This is a genomic window from Paraburkholderia sediminicola, assembly GCF_902859805.1.
In the GTDB taxonomy this organism is placed as follows: domain Bacteria; phylum Pseudomonadota; class Gammaproteobacteria; order Burkholderiales; family Burkholderiaceae; genus Paraburkholderia; species Paraburkholderia sediminicola.
Genome location: NZ_CADIKC010000008.1, coordinates 119,161 through 141,497, shown reverse-complemented (window position 1 = coordinate 141,497; position 22,337 = coordinate 119,161). Strand labels below are relative to the sequence as shown.

The following is a 22,337-nucleotide window of genomic DNA, read 5'->3' as shown; positions in this document are numbered from 1 at the left end:
GTTACACCTGTGCGCCGCAGCAAACACAAGCGAAGCGCGGCACACCCCGAAGACGGCGGAAACACGCTGGGTAACCGGGCCAACGGCGTTCGACGGGACGCGGCGGCACGGTTGGCGTGCCGTCACATCGCGTTCGAACGGCTTTGCACGGAAGCAATGAAGCGGAGAAACGAATGACGATGGAGCAGGCGGCTATCAAGCCAAAGAAAACGATGCTGGTGAAGCATGCGGACGTGCTGGTCACGATGGACGGCGCCCGGCGCGAACTGCGCGACGGCGGCATGTATATCGAGGACAACCGCATCGTCGCGGTCGGACCGACGGCGGAATTACCGCAAACGGCCGACGAAGTGCTGGACATGCGCGGCCACCTGGTGATTCCGGGTCTGGTGAACACGCACCACCATATGTATCAGAGCCTGACGCGCGCGATTCCGGCCGCGCAGAACGCCGAACTATTCGGCTGGCTGACCAACCTCTACAAGGTGTGGGCGAACCTCACACCGGAGATGATCGAAGTCTCGACCTTGACGGCGATGGCCGAGCTGTTGCTGTCCGGTTGCACGACCTCGAGCGACCATTTGTATATCTACCCGAACGGCAGCCGCCTCGACGACAGCATCGTCGCGGCGCAGCGGATCGGCATGCGTTTTCATGCGGCGCGCGGCAGCATGAGCGTGGGGCAGAAGGACGGCGGTTTGCCGCCGGATTCGGTGGTCGAGCGTGAAGCGGACATCCTGAAGGACACGCAGCGGCTGATCGAGACGTACAACGACGAAGGACGCTACGCGATGTTGCGCATGGTGGTCGCACCGTGCTCGCCGTTCTCGGTGAGTCGCGACCTGATGCGCGAATCGGCGGTGATGGCGCGGCATTACGGGGTGTCGATGCACACGCACCTGGCGGAGAACGTCAACGATATCGCGTACAGCCGCGAGAAGTTCGGCATGACGCCGGCCGAATATGCGGAAGATCTCGGCTGGGTCGGCCACGACGTATGGCACGCGCACTGTGTGCAACTCGACGATGCGGGCATCGAGCTATTTGCTCGTACGGGCACCGGCGTTGCGCATTGCCCGTGTTCGAACATGCGGCTCGCCTCGGGGATTGCGCCAGTTAAGCGGATGCGACTTGCCGGCGTGCCGGTGGGACTGGGCGTCGACGGTTCGGCCTCGAACGACGGCGCGCAAATGGTCGCGGAAGTACGTCAGGCGCTGCTGCTGCAGCGGGTCGGTTTCGGGCCGGATGCGATGACCGCGCGTGAAGCCTTGGAGATCGCGACGCTAGGCGGCGCGAAGGTGCTCAATCGCGATGACATCGGCGCACTGGCGCCGGGTATGGCGGCGGACTTCGTGTCCTTCGATCTGCGTCAGCCGCTGTTTGCGGGCGCGTTGCACGATCCGGTCGCGGCACTGGTGTTCTGCGCGCCGTCGCAGGTGAGTCATAGCGTGATCGGCGGCAAGGTGGTGGTGAAGGACGGTCAACTGACGACGCTGGAACTCGGGCCGGTCATCGAGCAGCACAACCGGTTGGCGAAGACGCTGTACGAAGCGGCCGCCTGATGACGGAGTAAGAGCGGAATAGAAGAAGCAGAAGAAGCAGCTCTATCGGCATCCGCAAAGATGCTGATAGAGCGCAGAGAAAAGATTAAGGCTTGTCGATCAACGTCTTGGTCGCTTCGGCAACCAGACTGCGCAGCCAGCGCACTTCGTCGGAGTAATGCACGCGTTCATGCCACAGCTGGTAGTACTGCATCGGCGGGAAATCGAGCGGTGCGGGCACCACGGTCAGCGGCAGGAACTTGGCGTAGTAGTCGGCAAACAGGCGCGTAGTCGTGAAGATCAGATCGGACTTGATCAGCACGTAAGGCGCCAGATTGAAGTACGGCAACGTAACGACCACATGACGTTTTAACCGCTCGCGCGCGAGGTGCACGTCGATCGCGCCGCGCTGGCCCACCGAGTAAGGAGTAGGCGCAAGATGCGGCGCATTCAGGTACTGGTCGAGCGTCAACCCGCCACGTTTGGCGAACGGATGCGCGTTGCTCATCAGACAGACGATCTGATCGACGAACAGGTTCGACAGGTGCAACTGCTCCGGCGGTTCCGGCCAGTTGCCGACCACGATGTCGAGCTTGCCGTCCTCGAGCGCGAGTTCGTAGTCGAACGCCGGCCCGAGCGAGTGAAACTCGAGCGTCGCGTTCGGCGCGGCCTGACGAAAGCGTTCCACCACCGTCGGCACGAACAGCACGTTCAGGTAGTCCGGGCAACCGATCCGGTAGCAGCGAATGGATGTGGCGGGATCGAAGTTGTGCTGCTGGAACTTGATGCGTTCGATTTCGCGCAGCGCGTTCTGCACCGGTTCGAGCAGGCGCAGGCCGTACTCGGTCGGCACCATGCCGGATTTGCCGCGCACCAGCAGCGGGTCGCCGGTGATGTCGCGCAAACGGCGCAGGGCCGCGCTGATGGCGGGTTGCGATTGATTCAGTTTGACGGCCGCGCGCGTGACGCTGCGTTCCATCAACAGGGTGTGCAAGACGCGTAATAGATACGTATCGATCGCCTCGCGTTGCTGACTCATGACTTCTCCGAAATATATGTTCTGGCTGATCGAACGGGCGTGGGTATATATGGCTTTTAATATGAACACAAAGCCACGTCAAGAGTGGGATACCCGCAGAGCACGCTGCGACGGGGGTTTGCGGGGAATTTTGACGGCTCGACTGGGCCGGTCGATTTAGGTATTGTCATCCGGTTGTGGTGACGGATCGTCTGCTGACAGGGTGGGCGGACGCGCTGCGACCGGCAGTCTCTGACGTACTACGGAATCACATGAGCGACTCTTCTTATAGCGACGGCGCCGCCGCGCAGCCGGCAAACAGGCCGGAACAGGCGGCGCCCCGGTTGATGCTTCAGGGCATCACCAAACAGTATCCGGCCGTACGTGCCAACGACGACGTCACGTTGATCGTCGCGCCGGGTGAAATCCATGCCGTGCTCGGCGAAAACGGCGCCGGCAAAAGCACGCTGATGAAAATCATCTACGGCGCGGTGCGGCCCGACGCCGGTGAGATTCACTGGGAAGGCCAGCCGGTCGAGATCGCGAGCCCAGCGGCGGCGCGCAAGCTCGGCGTCGGCATGGTGTTCCAGCATTTTTCGCTGTTCGAGACGCTCACGGTCGGCGAAAACATCGCGCTTGCGCTCGACGAACCGTTCGATCTGAAGACGCTCTCGAAACGCATCCGCGAAGTCTCCGCCGACTACGGCCTCGACATCGACCCGCAACGTCACGTGCATAGCCTGACGGTGGGCGAGCGGCAACGCGTCGAAATCGTGCGCTGCCTGCTGCAGAACCCACGTCTTCTGATCATGGACGAACCGACTTCGGTGCTCACGCCGCAAGCGGTCCGCAAGCTCTTCGCGACGCTTCGGCGTCTCGCAGCGGAAGGCTGCAGCATCCTCTACATCAGCCACAAGCTCGACGAGATCCAGGAGCTGTGCGACACCGCCACGGTGATGCGCGGCGGCCGCGTGACCGGTCACGTCAAGCCGAAAGAAGAAACGCATGCGTCGCTCGCGCAGTTGATGGTCGGCCATTCGCTGCCGGATTACACGCGCCGTGAACATACGCCGGGTGCGGTGTTGCTGGACGTAAAGCAGTTGTCGGTGGAAAGCGACGATCCGTTCGGCACGTCGCTCAATAACGTGTCGTTCGGCGTGCATGCGGGCGAGATATTCGGCATCGCGGGTGTGTCGGGCAACGGGCAGGCCGAATTGCTGTCGGCGCTCTCGGGCGAAAAACGCGGCACACGTGCCGATGCGGTCACGATTTGCGGTAAAGCGGCGGGGCGCCTCGGCGCAGGCGGCCGGCGTGCGCTTGGTTTTGGTTTCGTGCCGGAAGAGCGCTTGGGCCGCGGTGCAGTGCCGGCGATGACCTTGTCAGAAAACGCGCTGCTTACGGCGCATCGTCAGCAGATGGTGAATTCCGGCTGGATCAAGGCGGGCGCGATGCGCGCCTTCGCCAAGCGTTGTATCGAAGCCTTCGACGTGCGCTGCGGCGGCTCGGAAGCATTGGCGCAAAGTCTCTCCGGCGGCAATCTGCAGAAATACATCATGGGCCGCGAGATTCTGCAGGCGCCCAAGGTGCTGGTGGTCGCGCAGCCGACCTGGGGCGTCGACGTCGGCGCGGCGGCGTTCATTCGTCAGCAGTTGCTCGACCTGTCCGCTCGCGGCGTGGCGATTCTGGTGATCTCCGAAGAACTGGAGGAGCTGTTCGACATCTGCGATCGCATCGCTGTGCTGGCCGGTGGCAGACTCTCGCCGGTGCGCGCCACGGGGGCGACCAACGCCGAGGAAATCGGCCGCTGGATGGCGGGTCTGTTCGGCGACCGCGAGGGCGCGGCGCCGTCGGCGGAACAGCCGGCGCATGCCTGAACAGATCGATGCGCGATCGGATCGCTGATCGACGCTAAAGCACCCAGGCACCAGAACCAGATACAAGCACTCACATAAACACACGCTCCCATGATTCTTCCGTATCGACTCGAAGCACGCACGACGCCCTCGCGCACGATGCAGCTTGCCGTGCCGCTGATCGCCGCGTTGCTCACGCTCGCGATCGGCTTCCTGATCTTCAGCCTGGTCGGCCGTGATCCGCTCGAAGCCATGCACGCGTTTTTCATCGAACCGCTCTCCAGTGTGAACGGCTGGTCCGAACTGCTGCTGAAGGCTTCGCCGTTGTGCCTGATCGGCCTTGGCCTCGCGATCGGTTATCGCGCCAACGTCTGGAACATTGGCGCCGAAGGGCAGATGCTGCTCGGCGGCATCGCCGCGAGCGGTGTCGCGATCTATTTCGATCAGGCCACCGGCTGGTGGATTCTGCCGACCATGATGGTCGCCGGCGTGCTCGGCGGCATGGCATGGGCCGCGATTCCCGCGCTGCTGAAAAGCCGCTTCAACACCAACGAGATTCTCGTCAGCCTGATGCTCACGTATGTGGCCACGCAGTTGCTTATCTACCTGGTGAGCGGCCCGTGGCGCGATCCGCAGGGCATGAATTTCCCGCTCTCGGAGATGTTCAGCGGCGACGCGCTGTACCCGACCTTTTCCGGCGACTGGCACTGGAAATGGCTGCGCGGCACGCGGTTGAACGCATCCGTGTTCATCACGCTGATCGCCATTCCGTGCGTGTGGCTCTTCATGCGCAAGAGCTTCGCGGGCTACCGGATGAACGTCGGCGGCCTCGCGCCGCTTGCTGCGCGCTACGCCGGGTTCTCCGACAAGAAAACCATCTGGACCTCGCTGCTGATCAGCGGCGGTCTGGCGGGCCTCGCCGGGATGGGCGAGATCGCCGGTCCGATCGGCCAGTTGCAGGCGACATGGTCGCCGGGCTACGGCTTCACCGCGATCATCGTCGTGTTCGTGGGACGGCTGCATCCGCTCGGCATCGTGCTCGCAAGCTTGCTGATGGCGCTGCTGTACCTCGGCGGCGAAGCGGTGCAGACCTCGATGCAATTGCCGCAGGCGCTCTCCGGCGTGTTTCAGGGGCTGCTGCTGTTCTGCCTGCTGGGCGCCGACCTGTTCGTGAACTATCGCGTGCGCCGGCGCTCCGCCGCCGCGCAGGCCCACTGATTTTCCCGGCGGATCTCCATGGATATTCAACAAGCCAGCGCGCTCACCTCGAGCGCCGTCACCGCCGCGATCCCGCTGATGTTCGCGGGTGCGGGCGAACTCGTAACTGAGAAGTCGGGTGTGCTCAACCTCGGCGTCGAAGGCATGATGCTGATGGGCGCTGTGACCGGCTACGCGGTCACCGCCATTACCGGCAACCCATGGCTCGGCGTAGTCGCCGCGATCGGCGCGGGGCTCGCGATGTCGCTGCTATTCGCGTTCCTCACGCTGACCATGCTCGCCAACCAGGTTGCTACGGGCCTCTCGCTGACGATCTTCGGCATTGGCCTGTCGGCCTATGTCGGCAAGCCGTACACGTCGGCGGCCGTGCGCGCCACGATCGACACGTGGACCATTCCGGGTCTCTCGAAGATCCCGGTGCTCGGACCCGCGCTCTTCAGCCTCACGCCGCTCGATTACCTCGCGTTCCTGATGTTCGCAGTGATCTGGTGGTTCCTGTATCGCACGCGCGCCGGCCTCGTGCTGCGCTCGGTCGGTGAATCGCCGCAAGTGGCGCACTCGGTCGGCTTTCCGGTGGTCGGCGTGCGTTATGGCGCGGTGGCCTTCGGCGGCGGCATGGCGGGGCTCGCCGGCGGCTATTACTCGATCGTCAACCTGCACTTGTGGCAGGAACAGCTTACGTCGGGCCGCGGCTGGATCGCGCTCGCGCTGGTGGTGTTCGCGACATGGCGCCCGGGGCGTCTGCTGATCGGCGCGTTGCTGTTCGGCGCCGTGACGGGTCTGCAGTTTTACGCTCAGGCCGTCGGCGTGCCGGTGCCGACGCAGTTTCTTGCGATGCTGCCGTACGTCGCGACTGTCGTCGTGCTCGTGCTGATTTCGCGCAACCCGAACACCATTCGTCTGAATGCGCCCGCGTCGCTTGGCAAGCCGTTTTTCTCGGCGGGATGACACGCTTGTCGCTTCATATGACCGACCACACGTTTCAAATCAATCGACAGACACGACAGGAGAAAACATGAAGAGAAGAAATCTGCTGACCGCCTTCGCATGGGGCGCGGCTTCCCTGGCGCTTGCCGCGCCGCTCGCGCAAACCGCGCAAGCGGCCGACGCACCGGGCGTCGCGTTCGTCTACCTCGGCAACCCGGGCGACGCCGGCTGGACCTTCGCGCACGATCAGGGCTCGAAGGAAGCCGAAGCGAAGTTCGGCAACAAGATCAAGATCACCCGTATCGAGAACGTGCCGGAATCGGCCGACTCGGAACGTGTGTTCCGCGATCTGGCGAACAAGGGCAACAAGATCATCATCGGTTCGAGCTTCGGCTACCAGGACTTCGAACTGAAGGTCGCAAAGGACTTCCCGGACACGGTGTTCCTGCACGCAACCGGCTACAAGAAGGCGCCGAATTTCGGCACCTATGACGTGCGCATGTACCAGGGCGCGTACCTGGCCGGCGTCGCTGCGGGCTATGTGACGAAGACCAACACGCTGGGCTTTGTCGCATCGGTGCCGATTCCTGAAGTGATCCGCAACATCAACGCGTACACGCTCGGCGCGCGTTCGGTGAATCCGAAGATCCACACCAAGGTCATCTGGATCAATAGCTGGTTCGATCCGGGCAAGGAAAAGCAGGCCGCTGAAACGCTGATCGGCCAGGGCGCCGACGTGCTGCTGCAAAACACCGATTCGAGCGCGACGCTCGCCACCGCATCGGAAAAGCACGTTCATGCGTTCGGTTGGGATTCGGACATGAAGAAGTTCGGTCCGGATGCGCACCTCGGCTCGGTGGTCGCGCACTGGGGCGTGTATTACAACTCGGCTATTCAGCAGGTGCTGGACGGCAAGTGGAAGAACGATCCGGTTTGGTGGGGTATTCCGCAGAAAGCCGTCAATCTTGAAGATCTGAACACGTCGGCGATTCCTGCCGACGCGCAGAAGCAGGTGGCGGCGAAGCGTGATGAACTGGCCGGCGGCAAGTGGGACGTGTTCACGGGTCCGATCAAGGATCAGTCCGGCGCGGTGAAGGTGCCGGCAGGCAAGACGCTGACCGATCCGGAGCTGCAACGCCTGAACTGGTACGTGGAAGGCGTGGACGGCTCGCTGCCGAAGTAATCCGGCTTGCGCGGTCGTCGAGAACGAATCGCGCAAAGTTGGCCGGGTCACGAATGACCGGGTCGCGAATGACCGGGTCACGAATGACCGGCTAAAGATCGACCAGGCGGCGGTCTCAGCAACCGCTGCTTTAAGACGCTGCGTCCAGTACGGACGCAGCTTTTTTTTTGCTTCAGATTATGTGTAGAAGATGTTTCGGGCGAAGCGCTAGTCGATGCGCAGGCCGACCTTGATGGTCACCTGCCAGTAGGCGACCTTGTCGTTCTCGATCTGGCCCCGCGTTTCCGTCACTTCGAACCAGTGCAGATTGCGCAGCGTCTTCGACGCTTTTTTAATCGCGGTGCTGATTGCGTCGTCGATCGATTTGGTCGATGAGCCGGTCAGTTCGATTTGTTTGTAAACATGTTCTGACATGAACTTCCTCCTTTGACCTTCGTTGGTGTGCAAAAAAAGTATAGGCAATGGATTGCTGTCGACGTCCTCCGTGTCCCCCATATCCCCATGTCCCGCAGATGAGCAGGTCATTCCGCACATCGCGTGCCCGATATGCCGCGGCGAGGCGAGGCCGTTATGATGTTTGCGCAACTCAATCTGAAACCCGACGAGGCTTGAAAGTGGAAATTGGTTTTTGCGGTCCCGGCCTGATGGGCGCGCCGATGATCCGGCATCTGCTGCGCGCGGGGCATACCGTGCATGTCTGGAATCGCACGCGAGCCAAGGCGGAAGCGTTGCTGGCGGACGGCGCCAAGGTGGTCGATACGCCGCGCGAACTGGCCTCGCGATGCGAGGCCGTGCTGCTATGCGTCGCGGATGCGGCGGCGGTTGAAGAGACGGTGTTCGGCGCTGAGGGACTGCTGAGCGGCAATACCGCGGGGCGCGTGCGCTGGATTGTCGATCACTCGAGCATTCCGCCGGCCGCGACGCGCGCGTTCGCGCAGCGCGCAGCGGCGGTCGCTGCAGTTGCGGCGGACGGTCCGATCGCTGCCGCGGGTGAGCGGAAGCCCGAAGGCGCAGGCAGCGCGGGCGTCGGCTGGATCGACGCGCCGGTATCCGGCGGCGTGGCGGGCGCGACGGCGGGCACGCTGGCGATCATGGCGGGCGGCGCCGCAGCAGACGTCGAGGCGGTCACGCCGGTTCTCCGTGCGTATTCGGCCCGCGTCACGCACATGGGTGAAGTCGGTGCGGGGCAGACCACCAAGCTGTGCAATCAGACCATCGTCACCGCGACCCTGGCGGCGATCGCCGAGGCGGTGAGCCTCGCGCAACGCAGCGGCATCGACGCTTCCAAACTGACGGAAGGCCTCGCCGGCGGCTGGGCCGATTCGGTGCTGCTGCAGATTTTCGTGCCGCGCATGACGCAAGGCGGCCTCGCGCCAATCGGCGCATTCCGTACGTTCCAGAAAGACATCGACACGGTCGCCGCGACGGCGTACGAGACCGGCACGCCGATGCCGGTTTCATCGACGGTCCAGCAACTATTGCGGCTCGGTGCGGCGATGGGGCTGGGCGAGGCCGATCTGTCGGCCTTCATCGACGTTTTGCAGACGCCGCGCGGCGGCTAGAAGGCTGGCGGAGAGGCGCAAACCGGGCGTGAAAGCAGCGTGAAGGCGGCGTAAAAGCGCGCGAACCCGGCCCCCGCGTGGGTTGGATTCGCGATAACCTGCTAAAATATTGGGTTGTTCGCCGATATCACCTTAAAGGACGCGCCGTGCTGTCTACCGCCAATATCACCATGCAATTCGGGCCAAAGCCCCTCTTCGAGAACATCTCGGTCAAATTCGGAGGAGGGAACCGCTATGGCCTGATTGGTGCGAACGGCTGCGGTAAATCCACCTTCATGAAGATCCTGGGTAGCGATCTGGAACCGAGCTCCGGCAACGTGATGCTCGAACCGAACATTCGTCTCGGTAAGCTGCGCCAGGATCAGTTCGCATATGAAGACGTGCGCGTGCTCGATGTCGTGATGATGGGCCACGCCGAAATGTGGGCCGCCATGACCGAGCGCGACGCGATCTACGCGAACCCCGACGCGACTGACGACGATTACATGCACGCCGCCGAACTCGAAGCGAAGTTCGCCGAGTACGACGGCTACACCGCCGAAGCGCGCGCGGGCGAACTGCTGCTCGGCATCGGCATCGCGATCGAAGACCACAACGGCCCGATGAGCAATGTCGCGCCGGGCTGGAAACTGCGCGTGCTGCTCGCGCAGGCGCTGTTCTCGAAGCCGGACGTGCTGCTGCTGGACGAACCGACCAACAACCTGGACATCAACTCGATCCGTTGGCTGGAAGACATCCTCAACCAGTACAACTCGACGATGATCATCATCTCGCACGATCGTCACTTCCTGAACCAGGTCTGCACGCACATGGCCGACATGGACTTCGGCACGCTGAAGGTCTATCCGGGCAACTACGACGACTACATGCTGGCCAGCACGCAGGCGCGCGAGCGTCAGCAGAACGCCAACGCCAAGGCGAAGGAACGCGTCGCCGACCTGCAGGACTTCGTGCGCCGCTTCTCGGCGAACAAGTCGAAGGCGCGTCAGGCTACCAGCCGTCTGAAAATGATCGACAAGATCAAGATCGAGGAATTCAAGCCGTCGTCGCGGCAAAATCCGTTCATCCGCTTCGAATACGAGAAGAAGCTGCACAACATCGCGGTGGTGGCGGACAAGATCTCGAAGAAGTACGAGCGCTCGATCTTCAACGATTTCAGCGTCAGCGTGCAACCGGGCGAGCGTATCGCCATCATTGGCGAGAACGGTGCGGGCAAGACCACGCTGTTGCGTTCGCTGCTCGGCAAGCTCACGCTCGATCACGGCACGGTGAAGTGGGCGGAAAACGCGAACGTCGGCTACATGCCGCAGGATACGTATGAAGAGTTTCCGGCCGACGTCACGCTGATGGACTGGATCGACGGCTACCGTCAGGAAGGCGACGACGAGCAGATGGTCCGTGGCACGCTCGGCCGTCTGCTGTTCAATGCCGACGACATCCGCAAGTCGGTCAAGGTGCTCTCCGGTGGTGAGAAGGGCCGCATGATCTGGGGCAAGCTGATGCTGGGCCGTCACAACGTGTTGCTGATGGACGAGCCGACCAACCACATGGACATGGAGTCGATCGAATCGCTGCAGATCGCGCTCGACAAGTACGACGGCACGCTGATTTTCGTGTCGCACGACCGCGAGTTTGTGAGCGGGTTGGCGAACCGGATCATCGAAGTGAAGACCAACGGCACGCTGAACGACTTCGGCGGCAACTATGAAGAGTTCCTGACGAGCCAGGGCGTGCAGTAAGCGCTTTCCGCTTCACGGTGTAGTGCAGGAAAAAGCCCGCTTCTTCGAAGCGGGCTTTTTTCATGGTGGGCGTCTGGTATGCCGGGTCTGGTTTGTCTGTCCGTACCAATCAATCTCACCGTGAAGTGACCAACATCAACCAATCGGTCGCAAAAACAAACCAGCAAACAGCCTCATTGACCCAAAGCAACGCAAGCCGCGCCCGACGATCGATGATCACCGTTTCGATAGTCCACCCATCGGGTCGTCAATGCATACTTCTCACTCTTTCCCACCACTCGTTATCCGTGGCCGCTCGCTGCTTCCAATCGTGCAAGGCGGCATGGGCGTCGGTATCTCGGCCCACCGGCTGGCCGGCAGCGTCGCCCGCGAAGGCGCACTCGGCACCATCGCCAGCATCGACCTGCGCCATCATCATCCCGATCTGATCGAACGTTGCCGGCAGTCTCCCGACCGGGCTACGCTCGAACAGGCGAACCTCACCGCGCTGGCGCGCGAAATCCACGCTGCCCAGGCGCTCAGCGAAGGCCGCGGCATGATCGCCGTCAACGTGATGAAAGCGGTCAACGCACAGGCGGAGTACGTCCGCGTCGCCTGCGAAAACGGCGCCGATGCCATTGTCATGGGCGCCGGCTTACCGCTCGATTTGCCGGATATGACCCAAGGCCACGACATCGCGCTGATCCCCATTCTGTCGGATAGCCGCGGCGTAGCGCTGGTGCTCAAAAAGTGGATGAAAAAGGGCCGTCTGCCTGACGCCGTCGTGATCGAACATCCGGCCCATGCAGGCGGCCATCTTGGTGTGACCAATCTCGCTGACATGCGCGACCCGCGCTTCGAATTCTTGCGTGTGCTTGAGGAACTCGATGCGGTATTCACGTCATTGGGTTTGCGTCGCCGGGACGTGCCCTTGATCGTCGCGGGCGGCATCAACAGTCACGAAGCTGTGTGCGAGTTGCTGAATGCCGGCGCCAGCGGCGTGCAGCTCGGCACGCCGTTCGCCGTGACCGAAGAAGGCGACGCGCATCCGAATTTCAAGCGCGTACTGGCCGAAGCGACGCCTGAGGACATCGTCGAATTCGTCAGCGTGACGGGGTTGCCTGCGCGGGCCGTGAAAACGCCGTGGCTGATGCGCTATCTACGTCACGAAACGAAAATCCGCGAGAAGATCGGCGCGCTCAAACACGTCTGTCCGACTGCGCTCGAATGCCTCAGCGTGTGCGGCTGGCGCGACGGTGTCGAGAAGTTCGGCCACTTCTGCATCGACACGCGACTCGCGGCGGCATTGCGCGGCGATGTGGCCAACGGTCTGTTCTTTCGCGGCCGCGAAGCCTTGCCGTTCGGCACGGCCATCCGCAGCGTCCACGACCTGATCGAACTGCTCCTGACCGGTGCGACGCGACCCGCTGTCGCAGGTCGATGGGCGTTCTCGCTGGGTTGATACGGGTCAACGTGAAACCTGACAGGAACTTCGACAATCCCTGCACGCAAACAACACTCGGGGAAGCACATGAAGCACTTGCTCAGGAACAGAATCAAGGCCGCTGTCGTCGCGGCGTGCCTGCTAGGCGCGGGCGCATTGGCGTCTCCGGCGCAGGCTGCCGGCGACGACCAGATGAACGGCATTCACGCAGGCGACGTACTGGTGCGTCTGCGCGCAATCAGCATCATGCCGAACGTGGGGACCAACCAGTCGCTGTCGGCACTCAATGTGGGCGTCAACAACGCCATCGTGCCGGAGCTGGATCTGACCTACATGATCCGTGATTACCTCGGCGTCGAGCTGATTCTCGGCACGTCGCGTCATCAGTTGACTTCGAGTCTCGGTAATCTCGGCGGTGTGAACGTGTTACCGCCCACGCTGCTGCTGCAATATCACTTCAATCACGCGGGGCGCATCCGTCCGTACGTTGGGGCGGGTCTGAACTACACGTTGTTCTATAACAACGGCTTGAACGCAGGCGGTCAGCCGATTTCGATCACCAACCATAGCTTCGGCCCTGCGCTGCAGGCAGGTGTGGACGTGCAGGTGACCAAGTCACTGTTCGTCAACGCGGATATCAAGAAGATCTGGATGCACACCGACGCCACGCTCGGCGGTCAGTCGCTCGGCCGGTTGAATATCGACCCAGTGGTGGTCGGTTTGGGTGTCGGTATGCGGTTCTGATTGCCGCGTTCGAGAATCTGCGTTCGTCACGCAAAAAACGCCGGAGTGTCCGGCGTTTTTTATTGCAATCGCGATTCCACTCGGGAGAGGGGTTTTCCGGCAGGAGGGCCGATGCGGGTGGATACAACGCGTGGACGGTTACAGCTTGTCGTTCTTGAAACGCATCGCGGTGCCGTCCTGCTCGATGCGCACCCACACCGCGCGTTTTTCCTCGTCGCTCAGGAATACCCAGTTGGACACTTCGGTGGCGGTGCGGCCGCAACCTTTGCAGACCTCGTCAAAAAGCGTGGAACAGACACCGATGCACGGGCTGTCGGGAAGATCGTGGAGATTCGAAGCCATCGGAAACCTTGGGGCGGAGAAGCGAAGTTCCGCTATGTTAACCGATGCGGCCATCGCGCCCCGGCGTCGCGCTCGCCACGGCACAGATGCATGCACGGTTGGCAGTATCCACCGCCGTATTCGCTCCGATTCGAAATCCACCTGCCAGCGCTATGCCGTACACGATTTGCGCTAACTCGTGCTGCTGGCTGGCGCAGACGAATTGCCAACCGTTCGCGCCACCGTATTGGGCGAGACGCCTGGAAAATGCTTACAAAATCACTTCGGTCACAAATAGGTCAAACAAGAGATCAAACAAGCCTGCCTTATCCGCCGAACGTCAGCTGCCACAACAACGCGCCGTTGAGCACGACGATGAACGCCGCCGACAGCCAGGCCAGTAAAAGTGGCACGCCGCGCACGTGCCAGCCCTGCATCAGGCTGGCGTCCGACGTGTAGCGGATCAGCGGCACGACCGCGAGCGGCAGTTGCAGGCTCAGCACCACCTGGCTTGCCACCAGCAGTTGATTGGAGCCGTGCTGGCCGAACAGCGCGACCGCGAGAAGAGCTGGGCCGATCGCCAGCGCCCGGGTAAGCAGCGCGCGCTTCCAGCGCGGCAAGCGCAGACGCAGAAATCCTTCCATCACCGCCTGACCGGCCAGTGTGCCTGTGACAGTCGCGCTCAGGCCGCACGCGAGCAGCGCCGCCGCGAACAGGATGCCGGCCCAGTGCGTGCCGAGGAGCGGGGCGATCAGCCGGTGGGCATCGGCGAGATCGGTAACGTCGCGATGGCCGCTCGCATAGAACACTGCAGCAGCTACGATCAGCAACGCCGCGTTTATGACGAAGGCAAATGACAGCGAGGCGAAAGTGTCCAGATTCACGACCTGCAACGCGGCCTTGATCTGGGCGTCGCTGCCCTCCGGCGCATGGTGCTTGACGAGCGCGGAGTGCAGATACAGGTTATGCGGCATCACCGTCGCGCCGACGATGCCCGCCGCCAGCCACACCATGCCTACGTTGCGCAGCAGGTCGAGGCTCGGCGCGCTGCCTGCCAGCGCGGCGTGCCAGTCGGGCCGCGCCAGCGCCAGTTCGACGACGAAGCACAGGCCGACAAAGCCGATCAGCGCGGCGATCACCGCCTCGAGCCGACGCCCGCCTGCCTGCTGGAGCGCCAGCAGGGCGAACGTGCAGACCGCCGACATCAGCACGCCGACCGTCAGCGAAACGCCCAGTAGCAATTGCAACGCGACAGCGCTGCCGACCACCTCCGCAACGTCGCATGCAATGATCGCGACCTCGCTGGTCAGCCACAGGAACAGCGTGACGCGGCGGCTCGAGCGCTCGCGGCAGATCTGCGCAAGATCGCGCCCGGTCACGACACCCAGGCGTGACGACAGCCACTGCAGCAGCATCGCCATCAGGCTCGCCAGCAGCACCATACTCAGCAGCCGGTAGCCGTAACCCGCGCCGGCGGCGAGCGCCGTCGCCCAGTTACCCGGATCGATATAGCCGACCGCGATCAGGGCTCCCGCTCCGACGAACGAAAACCAGTGCGCGGGGCGTGCCGGCCCGTCGTCCGGCAGACGCCGGCGGCGGTTCGGTCGCAACGCGGACGGATTCGTGTTCATCGACGCCTGGAGGTTTAAGGCTGCACACGTTTGCAAGTGACGTGCCCGCAGCGAACCCGGCACGCGACGCGGCGAGGCCAAGGGTCCAAGGGACGAAGACGCGCGCTCGCGTGATTTGCGCCGCGCTGTCTACAGGTCTCTCTGCGCTATTGTGCACCGTGGCGCGGCGGGTGGCTTACGCTCGCATCGAGGTTAGCTGTAAGGCATAAGATTCACGGAAAACGGCCTCGGGCTGCCGCCTTGATGCGAACCCGGCAGGGTGCGGCCGCCGCAACTTGACAAAGAGATAACACCAGGGCTGCCACTGGTGTTTTTTTCGGGTAGACACGCGCCGATAACCCGCTAAAATTGCGCCCATTTTGTAGCGGCGCGGCTTGCGCTGTACCGTTTGCGCGACAGCCTGGCATTTTTTTTGGTGCGCGCAATAATTAATGGTAGTTTTCGGTTTTTTCAGGGGAGCCGCGTGCGGTGTGCCGCGGCGTGGTTGAAGATAGCCGGCTCGGGCCGGTCAGGATCGGAGAACGGGATGAAAAGACGGGTAGTGGGACAAGTGGCGGCACTGGTTCTGTGCGCGACACCGTGGTTGACGGCTGCTGCGAAAGACACGCAGCTCAACGTGTATAACTGGTCCGATTACATCGCCAAGGACACCATTCCGAACTTCACCAAGCAGTCCGGTGTCCAGGTCAAATACGACAACTACGACAGCGACGACACGCTGCAAGCCAAGCTCCTCACCGGCAGCTCCGGCTACGACATCGTCGTGCCGACCAGCAACTACGCCGGCAAGCAGATCGCTGCGGGCATCTTCGCGCCGCTCGACAAATCGAAGCTGCCGAACCTGAAGTACCTCGATCCCTCGCTGATGGCCCTCGTGGCCGGCGCCGATCCGGGCAACAAGTACACGGTACCCTGGGCATACGGCACGACCGGCCTCGGCTACAACGTGACCAAGGCGCAGCAGATCCTCGGCAAGAACGTGCCGCTCGACAGCTGGGACGTCCTCTTCAAGCCGGAAAACATCTCGAAGCTGAAGACCTGCGGCGTGTCCGTGCTCGACGCACCGGACCAGATGTTCGCCGCCGCGCTGCACTACATCGGCCGCGATCCGATGAGCACGAACCCGGCCGACTACCGCGCCGCGCTCGAGATGATGAAGAAGATCCGCCCGTACATCACGCAGTTCAACTCGTCGGGCTACATCAACGATCTGGTCGGCGGCGACGTGTGCTTCGCGTACGGCTGGTCGGGCGACGTCGTGATCGCCAAGCATCGCGCGGTCGAGGCGAAGAAAGCCTACAAGATCGAGTACTACATTCCGAAGGGCGGCGCCCCGGTGTGGTTCGACGTGATGGCGATTCCGAAGGACGCGAAGAACAAGGACGCTGCGCTCGAGTGGATCAACTACATCGAAACGCCGCAGGTTCACGCCGCGATCACCAACGCCGTCTACTATCCGAGCGCCAACCTCGAAGCGCGCAAGTATGTGGACAAGGACGTGGCGAACGATCCGGCCGTGTACCCGTCGCCCGAAGTCATCAAGACGCTGTTCCTGCTGAAGCCGCTGCCGCCGGAAATCCAGCGTCTGCAAACGCGGCTGTGGACTGAATTCAAGTCCGGCCGCTGATTCGCAGCCAGAGTGAACGCGTAAGCATCATCAAGAAGCCCTCGGTGTCCACCGGGGGCTTTGTTCGTCAAACGCCGGAGTAAAGCATTGTGATGAGTAGTGACCAGTCGGGCGCGCTGGCAGGGGCCGCCGTGCCGTCCCCGGGCCTGAACGCCGAAGCAGGCGACGCAGCCGAGAATTTCGTCCAGATCGTCGACATCGTGAAGAAGTTCGGCGAGACCGCTGCGGTCAAAGGGGTCAACCTGTCGGTGAAAAAGGGCGAACTGTTCGCGCTGCTCGGCAGTTCCGGTTGTGGCAAGTCGACCTTGTTGCGCATGCTGGCCGGCCTCGAATCGATCACGTCGGGCAAGATCCTGATCGATGGCGAAGACCTCGCGCAATTGCCGCCTTATCGCCGGCCGGTCAACATGATGTTCCAGTCATACGCACTGTTTCCACACATGACGGTCGAGGCCAACGTCGCCTTCGGCCTGAAGCAGGAAGGCGTGCCGAAGTCTGAACTGAAAGACCGCGTGCAGACCGCGCTCGATCTCGTGCAGATGGGCCGGTTTGCGAAGCGCAAGCCGCACCAGCTCTCCGGCGGTCAGCAGCAGCGTGTGGCGCTCGCGCGCTCGCTCGTCAAGCGGCCGAAGTTGCTGTTGCTCGACGAACCGATGTCCGCGCTCGACAAACAGATCCGTCAGCGTACGCAGATCGAGCTGGTCAACATTCTCGACAAGGTCGGCGTGACCTGCATGATGGTGACGCACGACCAGGAAGAGGCCATGACCATGGCGGACCGCCTCGCCGTGATGAGCGAAGGCGAGATCATCCAGCTCGGCACGCCGCACGAAGTGTACGAATACCCGAATAGCCGTTTTTCGGCCGAGTTCATCGGTTCGACCAATCTGTTCGACGGCAACGTCGTCGAAGACGAACCCGATCACGTGTTCATCGAAACGCCCGACTTGCCGGTCCGTCTATACGTGAGCCATGGCATTACCGGGCCGCTCGGCATGCCGGTGACGATTTCCGTGCGGCCCGAGCGCATCGCGCTCACGCGCAAACCGCCCGAGGGCGCATACAACTGGGGCAAGGGCGTAGTAACGAATATCGCCTACATGGGCGGCTATTCGCTGTACCACGTGAAACTCGACGCGGGCAAAACGGTAATCGCCAACGTGACGAGCCTTGCCTTGACCGAGATCGATCCGCCCACCTGGGGCGATGAGGTGTATGTGCGCTGGAGCGCATCGGCCGGCGTGGTGCTGACGTCATGAAGCGCTCGATCAGTTCTTTCGCGTCGTGGCCGGTGCGCCGTTTCAACCTGACCGCCCGCACCGCGGTGGTGGCCGGCCCGTTCATCTGGCTGCTGCTGTTTTTCCTCGTGCCGTTCCTGCTGGTCGTGAAGATCAGCTTTGCCGACTTGCAGCTTGGCATTCCGCCTTATACCGAACTCGCCAAATACACCGATGGTGTGGTTCACGTCGCGCTGGACCTGTCGCACTATGCGTTTCTGCTGACCGACAGCCTCTATTTCGCGACCTATGTGAATTCGGTGGTGGTGGCTGCGGTATCCACGTTGCTGTGTTTGCTGATCGGCTATCCGATGGCGTATTACATTGCGCGATCGAATCCGGCGAGCCGCAATCTGTTGATGATGGCGGTGATGCTGCCGTTCTGGACGTCGTTTCTGATTCGCGTGTATGCATGGATCGGAATCCTGAAGAACAATGGCTTGCTGAACAACTTCCTGATGTCGACCGGGCTGATCCATACGCCGATCGAGCTGTATCACACGAACACCGCGGTTTATATCGGCATGGTGTATTCGTACCTGCCGTTCCTCGTGATGCCGTTGTATGCGCATCTGGTGAAGATGGACATGACCTTGCTGGAAGCTGCCTACGACCTCGGTGCGAAGCCATGGCGGGCGTTCTGGCAGATCACCTTGCCGCTGTCGAAGAACGGCATTATTGCCGGGTGTTTGCTGGTGTTTATTCCGGCGGTGGGCGAGTACGTGATTCCGGAATTGCTCGGCGGCGCGAACACGCTGATGATTGGCCGCGTGATGTGGAATGAGTTTTTTGACAATGCCGATTGGCCGATGGCGTCTGCCGTGACGTGCGCGATGGTGTTGTTGCTGCTGGTGCCGATGGCGTTTTTCCAGTACGCGCAGGCGAAGGCGATGGAGGAAAGGCGCTAATGAAGCCGAATCGGATTTTGCAGATCATTGCTTTGGGGATCGGTTTTCTGTTCCTCTACGTTCCGATCGTGAGTCTGGTTGTGTATTCGTTCAACGAATCGCAACTGGTCACGGTGTGGACGCGGTTTTCGACGCGCTGGTACGCGGCGTTGTTACAGGACGACGAGTTGATCGCGGCGGCGTGGTTGTCGTTGCGGGTGGCGTTGCTGACGGCGTTTGCTTCGGTGATTATCGGCACGTGGGCCGGATTCGTTTTGGCCCGCATGGGGCGGTTTCGCGGTTTTACCCTTTACACCGGGATGATCAATGCGCCGCTGGTGATTCCCGAGGTGATTCAGGGGATTTCGCTGCTGCTGCTGTTCATCGAAATGGCCAAGTGGTTGGGGTGGCCCGCCGGGCGCGGTATTTTCACGATCTGGATCGGGCACGTGATGTTGTGTATTTCGTACGTGGCCATCATCGTGCAGTCGCGGGTGAAGGAGTTGAATCCTTCGCTTGAGGAAGCTGCGCTGGATCTTGGGGCTACGCCGCTGAAGGTGTTTTTCTTCATTACGTTGCCGTTGATTTCGCAGGCGCTTATTTCCGGGTGGTTGTTGTCGTTTACCTTGTCTATCGATGATCTGGTTTTGTCGGCGTTTTTGTCGGGGCCTGGGTCTACGACGCTGCCGCTGGTTGTTTTTTCTCGCGTTCGGCTTGGGTTGAATCCTGAGATGAATGCGTTGGCTACGCTGTTTATTGCTGTGGTTACTGTTGGGGTTGTTTTTGGGAATTATTTTATGCAGCGGGCTGAGAGGAAGAGGGCTGTGATGGCGGCATAAAGGGGTTTTCTTGCGGGGCGCTTGTTTGGTTGTGTTCCTGGGGATTTGGCCTTTCCTTGTTCTGGCTTTGGTGCCTTTCCTTGTTTTGTTAGTGGTCTATTAGCGTTGCCCCTGTGCGGGGCGGCACTTACTTTCTTTGCCGCCGCAAAGAAAGATAAGCAAAGAAAGCGGCTCAAACCGCTAATGCTAAGTGGGCACCTTGGTCTGCTACAGGTAGTGGTGCATCTGGAATCTGGGTTCGTGCGTGTGCATACGCCAGTGACAAGGGCGTCATACTTCCGGCGGCGCTGCGCGCGCCGAAGAGCTGTTCATAAATCCGATCGCTGCGTTTTGGCGCTCACGCCTCGCCATCGGGCCGTGGCTCGTCGTTGCACCGCCATCACCATCTCGATTCTGATTGCAACGCCAACGCCAACGCCAACGCCAACGGAGATGCGAACGCGACCGTGGCTGGGATTGGGGCGGGGTGAAGCGATGAGGGGCGGTGATTCAGCACACCGACATATCGTTTAAAGAGGGCGTTCCGGTCTGAATGCAGAGGCGGGTCGCCAAGGCGAAGCCGACGGCCCCACAAACCAAAACCGAAGCCGGCGGTTTCCCATGCAGACCCGTCCGCGACGCACGCAGTGCGAAGTGGGAGCTGATGAGTCCTTTGTCACTAACGCCGAATGTGCGAGAACACGGATTCCAGTCGCACCACTACCCGCAGCAGACCACGGTTCCCACTTAGCATTAGCGGTTTGAGCCGCTTTCTTTGCTTATCTTTCTTTGCGGCGGCAAAGAAAGTAAGTGCCGCCCCGCACAGGGGCAACGCTAATAGACCACTAACAATGCAAGGAAAGGCACGAAAGCCAGAACAAGGAAAGACACAAAAGCCAGGAACACGGCCAAACAAAGCGCCACGCAAGAAAAAACCTTCAAACCTTATACCCAACCCGAACCCCACCCCAATGCCGCCCGGCCACAAACACGGGCGCCGACGCATCTTTCATCAAAACAAACTGCCCACCGCCCATATCGCGCCGATACGTCTGCAGCAAAAATTTCTTAACATGCGAAGCAGCCGCAATCCCAGTGCGATCATCGAACATCCGTCGATTCCGGCAATTCGCCATATTCCAGACCACATCCTCGCGCTGCGCCAACGAAAACTTCAGATTATGCGTAGGCAGATAACCGCGCACATCAACAGCAGCACAAAACGCCACGCGTGGATCAAGCCCGAGTAACGGCTCCTGAATAGCCGGCAAAACCCGATCGGTAAAAGCAGTAAACCGCGTAATGAACTGAGCCGGATTGCTCCCGGCAACAGGCACGTAGTGCTGATCGAACAGATCCTCAATCGACACTTCGCCCCGTGCAACAGCGGCTTCGAATACCTTACTCACCTCGGCCGCGGCCCGCTGCACGGCCTCGATAAACCGCGTATCCGCCGTCTCAACCCCCGTGGCCGCGGTCAGCTCGATCAACGTCTCGGATACGCTCAGCAGATTCCCCAGCCTGTCCTTCGCCTGGACGAAGTTCTCGCTTGAGTCTTCGACGCCGCTCGCCATCTCCAGCACCTGCGCCTCGAGCCCGTTGCATTGCGTTTCAATCTCGCCGGTCAACGCGGCGATCTGTCCAGCCTCGTCGTTGAGCTGCGTAATCGCATCGCCCGTCGCATGTACGACGTCGCCGATCTTGCGAGTGCCTTCGCGCACCCGATGCGCACGAGCCGTGTTCACCGAGCCCTCGCTGATCAGCTGCTCGGTCTGCTGGGTGAGTTGCGCGAGCGTCGTCTCGATCTGGCCGGTCGCCTGCGCGGTCTTCGCGGAGAGGTTCTTCACCTCGGCGGCCACTACCGCGAAACTCTTGCCGGAGTCGCCGGCGCGCGCGGCTTCAATCGCGGCGTTCAGCGCCAGCAGATGCGTCTGGCGGGCGATCAGCGAAATCTCCTCGGAGACGCGGCTCACATGGGCCAATGCGCTGCGCAGCGCGCCAATCTGGCTCTCGATCACCGTCACGCCTTCCACCAGCCCATGGATATCGGCGAGCGACGCCTCGAGCGTCTGTTGCGACGCCTGCACGCCGGTGGCGGCTTCAGCCGACACGTTGCGCATTTCGCGCGCAGCTGCGGCGATGCGGTGGTTGCCCGCCAGCGTGACGGCCGCGGATTCGCGCAGCGCACGGCATACCTGCGCCTGGCGCTGCACCCGCGCAGCCACTTCTTCAACGTGACCCGATACGTCGCAGATTTCAATGCCCAGTTTGCCCGCATGGGCGGCAATGTCACCGACCACGGTCTGCGAACGGACAGCCCGGCGGAAGCTGAAGCGCGTCATGGTCGTGTTCTCCTTGATGGCGCGGTTTGCTGAGTCGATTCGTGCGCTCATCCAGCACGGATGCCGCGTCTTCCCGAGGTATTGACGGCAAACTTGCAAACAACTTGATACGGGGTATCCCGCGGTCGTTATGATGTGAGATCCGGCAGGGCGCTGGCACGGCCCGGTGCGCAGCACGCGTGCGACACCAGGCCGGAGAGCGGCGTGGCCCCGCAAGCCGCAAGCG

General features: G+C 61.7%; 18 protein-coding genes. 13 read left to right on the top strand and 5 right to left on the bottom strand.

Going from position 1 to position 22,337, the window contains the following annotated elements; genetic code table 11:
* The first annotated feature begins 173 nt into the window (after positions 1-173).
* The gene (locus R8871_RS25855) at positions 174-1,562 is read left to right on the top strand and encodes an 8-oxoguanine deaminase (protein WP_175053005.1); all 1,389 of its coding nucleotides are present in this window, start codon (positions 174-176) and stop codon (positions 1,560-1,562) included.
* 85 nt (positions 1,563-1,647) lie between these two features.
* On the opposite strand, the gene R8871_RS25850 is transcribed toward R8871_RS25855, so the two are convergent.
* The gene (locus R8871_RS25850) at positions 1,648-2,580 is read right to left on the bottom strand and encodes a LysR substrate-binding domain-containing protein (RefSeq protein ID WP_012433318.1); all 933 of its coding nucleotides are present in this window, start codon (positions 2,578-2,580) and stop codon (positions 1,648-1,650) included.
* 251 nt (positions 2,581-2,831) lie between these two features.
* On the opposite strand from R8871_RS25850, the gene R8871_RS25845 reads away from it, so the two are divergent.
* From R8871_RS25845 to R8871_RS25830, 4 genes are all read left to right on the top strand, one after another.
* Positions 2,832-4,433 carry an ABC transporter ATP-binding protein gene (locus tag R8871_RS25845; protein WP_175053004.1) on the top strand — a complete coding sequence of 534 codons (1,602 nt, stop codon included), beginning with the start codon at positions 2,832-2,834 and terminating at the stop codon, positions 4,431-4,433.
* A gap of 90 nt (positions 4,434-4,523) precedes the next feature.
* The gene (locus tag R8871_RS25840; protein ID WP_175053003.1) at positions 4,524-5,630 is read left to right on the top strand and encodes an ABC transporter permease; all 1,107 of its coding nucleotides are present in this window, start codon (positions 4,524-4,526) and stop codon (positions 5,628-5,630) included.
* Positions 5,631-5,648: 18 nt separating this feature from the next.
* Entirely contained in the window at positions 5,649-6,578 is a 930-nt protein-coding gene (locus tag R8871_RS25835; RefSeq protein WP_175053002.1) for an ABC transporter permease, read from the top strand.
* 67 nt (positions 6,579-6,645) lie between these two features.
* Positions 6,646-7,740 carry a BMP family ABC transporter substrate-binding protein gene (locus tag R8871_RS25830; protein ID WP_175053001.1) on the top strand — a complete coding sequence of 365 codons (1,095 nt, stop codon included), beginning with the start codon at positions 6,646-6,648 and terminating at the stop codon, positions 7,738-7,740.
* Between the two features lie 207 nt (positions 7,741-7,947).
* Here the strand turns inward: R8871_RS25830 and R8871_RS25825 are convergent, their stop codons facing one another.
* Complete coding sequence (locus tag R8871_RS25825) at positions 7,948-8,154, bottom strand: dodecin (RefSeq protein WP_054035325.1); 207 nt, start codon at positions 8,152-8,154, stop codon at positions 7,948-7,950.
* Positions 8,155-8,354: 200 nt separating this feature from the next.
* Here R8871_RS25825 and R8871_RS25820 point away from each other — a divergent pair, with 200 nt between their 5' ends.
* The 4 genes from R8871_RS25820 to R8871_RS25805 all read left to right on the top strand — a co-directional run bounded on the left by R8871_RS25820 (position 8,355) and on the right by R8871_RS25805 (position 13,208).
* Complete coding sequence (locus R8871_RS25820) at positions 8,355-9,302, top strand: NAD(P)-dependent oxidoreductase (RefSeq protein ID WP_246287717.1); 948 nt, start codon at positions 8,355-8,357, stop codon at positions 9,300-9,302.
* 146 nt (positions 9,303-9,448) lie between these two features.
* Positions 9,449-11,041 carry an ABC-F family ATPase gene (locus R8871_RS25815; RefSeq protein ID WP_175052999.1) on the top strand — a complete coding sequence of 531 codons (1,593 nt, stop codon included), beginning with the start codon at positions 9,449-9,451 and terminating at the stop codon, positions 11,039-11,041.
* Positions 11,042-11,291: 250 nt separating this feature from the next.
* The gene (locus tag R8871_RS25810; RefSeq protein ID WP_175052998.1) at positions 11,292-12,482 is read left to right on the top strand and encodes an NAD(P)H-dependent flavin oxidoreductase; all 1,191 of its coding nucleotides are present in this window, start codon (positions 11,292-11,294) and stop codon (positions 12,480-12,482) included.
* Between the two features lie 78 nt (positions 12,483-12,560).
* Positions 12,561-13,208: an OmpW/AlkL family protein gene (locus tag R8871_RS25805; protein ID WP_407673211.1), complete on the top strand. Its 648-nt coding sequence runs from the start codon at positions 12,561-12,563 to the stop codon at positions 13,206-13,208.
* A 138-nt stretch (positions 13,209-13,346) separates the two neighbouring features.
* Here R8871_RS25805 and R8871_RS25800 read toward each other — a convergent pair whose 3' ends face one another.
* Positions 13,347-13,550: a DUF1289 domain-containing protein gene (locus R8871_RS25800; RefSeq protein ID WP_028199276.1), complete on the bottom strand. Its 204-nt coding sequence runs from the start codon at positions 13,548-13,550 to the stop codon at positions 13,347-13,349.
* 305 nt (positions 13,551-13,855) lie between these two features.
* Positions 13,856-15,160 (bottom strand): Nramp family divalent metal transporter, encoded by a 1,305-nt coding sequence (locus tag R8871_RS25795; protein ID WP_175052996.1) that lies wholly within the window; start codon positions 15,158-15,160, stop codon positions 13,856-13,858.
* A 526-nt stretch (positions 15,161-15,686) separates the two neighbouring features.
* Between R8871_RS25795 and R8871_RS25790 the strand changes: the two genes are divergently transcribed.
* The 4 genes from R8871_RS25790 (at position 15,687) to R8871_RS25775 (ending at position 19,790) form a co-directional block, all read left to right on the top strand.
* Positions 15,687-16,787: a polyamine ABC transporter substrate-binding protein gene (locus tag R8871_RS25790; RefSeq protein WP_175052995.1), complete on the top strand. Its 1,101-nt coding sequence runs from the start codon at positions 15,687-15,689 to the stop codon at positions 16,785-16,787.
* 92 nt (positions 16,788-16,879) lie between these two features.
* Positions 16,880-18,046: an ABC transporter ATP-binding protein gene (locus tag R8871_RS25785; protein WP_175052994.1), complete on the top strand. Its 1,167-nt coding sequence runs from the start codon at positions 16,880-16,882 to the stop codon at positions 18,044-18,046.
* Entirely contained in the window at positions 18,043-18,972 is a 930-nt protein-coding gene (locus tag R8871_RS25780; protein ID WP_175052993.1) for an ABC transporter permease subunit, read from the top strand. Before R8871_RS25785 ends, R8871_RS25780 begins: the two co-directional genes overlap by 4 nt.
* Positions 18,972-19,790: an ABC transporter permease subunit gene (locus R8871_RS25775; protein ID WP_175053223.1), complete on the top strand. Its 819-nt coding sequence runs from the start codon at positions 18,972-18,974 to the stop codon at positions 19,788-19,790. The genes R8871_RS25780 and R8871_RS25775 overlap by 1 nt, the downstream gene beginning before the upstream one ends.
* A 917-nt stretch (positions 19,791-20,707) precedes the next feature.
* Here R8871_RS25775 and R8871_RS25770 read toward each other — a convergent pair.
* Positions 20,708-22,111, bottom strand: a complete 1,404-nt coding sequence (locus R8871_RS25770) for a methyl-accepting chemotaxis protein (RefSeq protein WP_175052992.1) — start codon at positions 22,109-22,111, stop codon at positions 20,708-20,710.
* Positions 22,112-22,337 lie beyond the last annotated feature (226 nt).

Coding starts and splice junctions, on each gene's coding strand:
- R8871_RS25855 (WP_175053005.1), top strand. CDS start 174: ATGACGATGGAGCAGGCGGCTATCAAGCCAAAGAAAACGATGCTGGTG.
- R8871_RS25770 (WP_175052992.1), bottom strand. CDS start 22,111: ATGACGCGCTTCAGCTTCCGCCGGGCTGTCCGTTCGCAGACCGTGGTC.
- R8871_RS25835 (WP_175053002.1), top strand. CDS start 5,649: ATGGATATTCAACAAGCCAGCGCGCTCACCTCGAGCGCCGTCACCGCC.
- R8871_RS25795 (WP_175052996.1), bottom strand. CDS start 15,160: ATGAACACGAATCCGTCCGCGTTGCGACCGAACCGCCGCCGGCGTCTG.
- R8871_RS25775 (WP_175053223.1), top strand. CDS start 18,972: ATGAAGCCGAATCGGATTTTGCAGATCATTGCTTTGGGGATCGGTTTT.
- R8871_RS25850 (WP_012433318.1), bottom strand. CDS start 2,580: ATGAGTCAGCAACGCGAGGCGATCGATACGTATCTATTACGCGTCTTG.
- R8871_RS25800 (WP_028199276.1), bottom strand. CDS start 13,550: ATGGCTTCGAATCTCCACGATCTTCCCGACAGCCCGTGCATCGGTGTC.
- R8871_RS25780 (WP_175052993.1), top strand. CDS start 18,043: ATGAAGCGCTCGATCAGTTCTTTCGCGTCGTGGCCGGTGCGCCGTTTC.
- R8871_RS25830 (WP_175053001.1), top strand. CDS start 6,646: ATGAAGAGAAGAAATCTGCTGACCGCCTTCGCATGGGGCGCGGCTTCC.
- R8871_RS25825 (WP_054035325.1), bottom strand. CDS start 8,154: ATGTCAGAACATGTTTACAAACAAATCGAACTGACCGGCTCATCGACC.
- R8871_RS25845 (WP_175053004.1), top strand. CDS start 2,832: ATGAGCGACTCTTCTTATAGCGACGGCGCCGCCGCGCAGCCGGCAAAC.
- R8871_RS25790 (WP_175052995.1), top strand. CDS start 15,687: ATGAAAAGACGGGTAGTGGGACAAGTGGCGGCACTGGTTCTGTGCGCG.
- R8871_RS25810 (WP_175052998.1), top strand. CDS start 11,292: ATGCATACTTCTCACTCTTTCCCACCACTCGTTATCCGTGGCCGCTCG.
- R8871_RS25840 (WP_175053003.1), top strand. CDS start 4,524: ATGATTCTTCCGTATCGACTCGAAGCACGCACGACGCCCTCGCGCACG.
- R8871_RS25785 (WP_175052994.1), top strand. CDS start 16,880: ATGAGTAGTGACCAGTCGGGCGCGCTGGCAGGGGCCGCCGTGCCGTCC.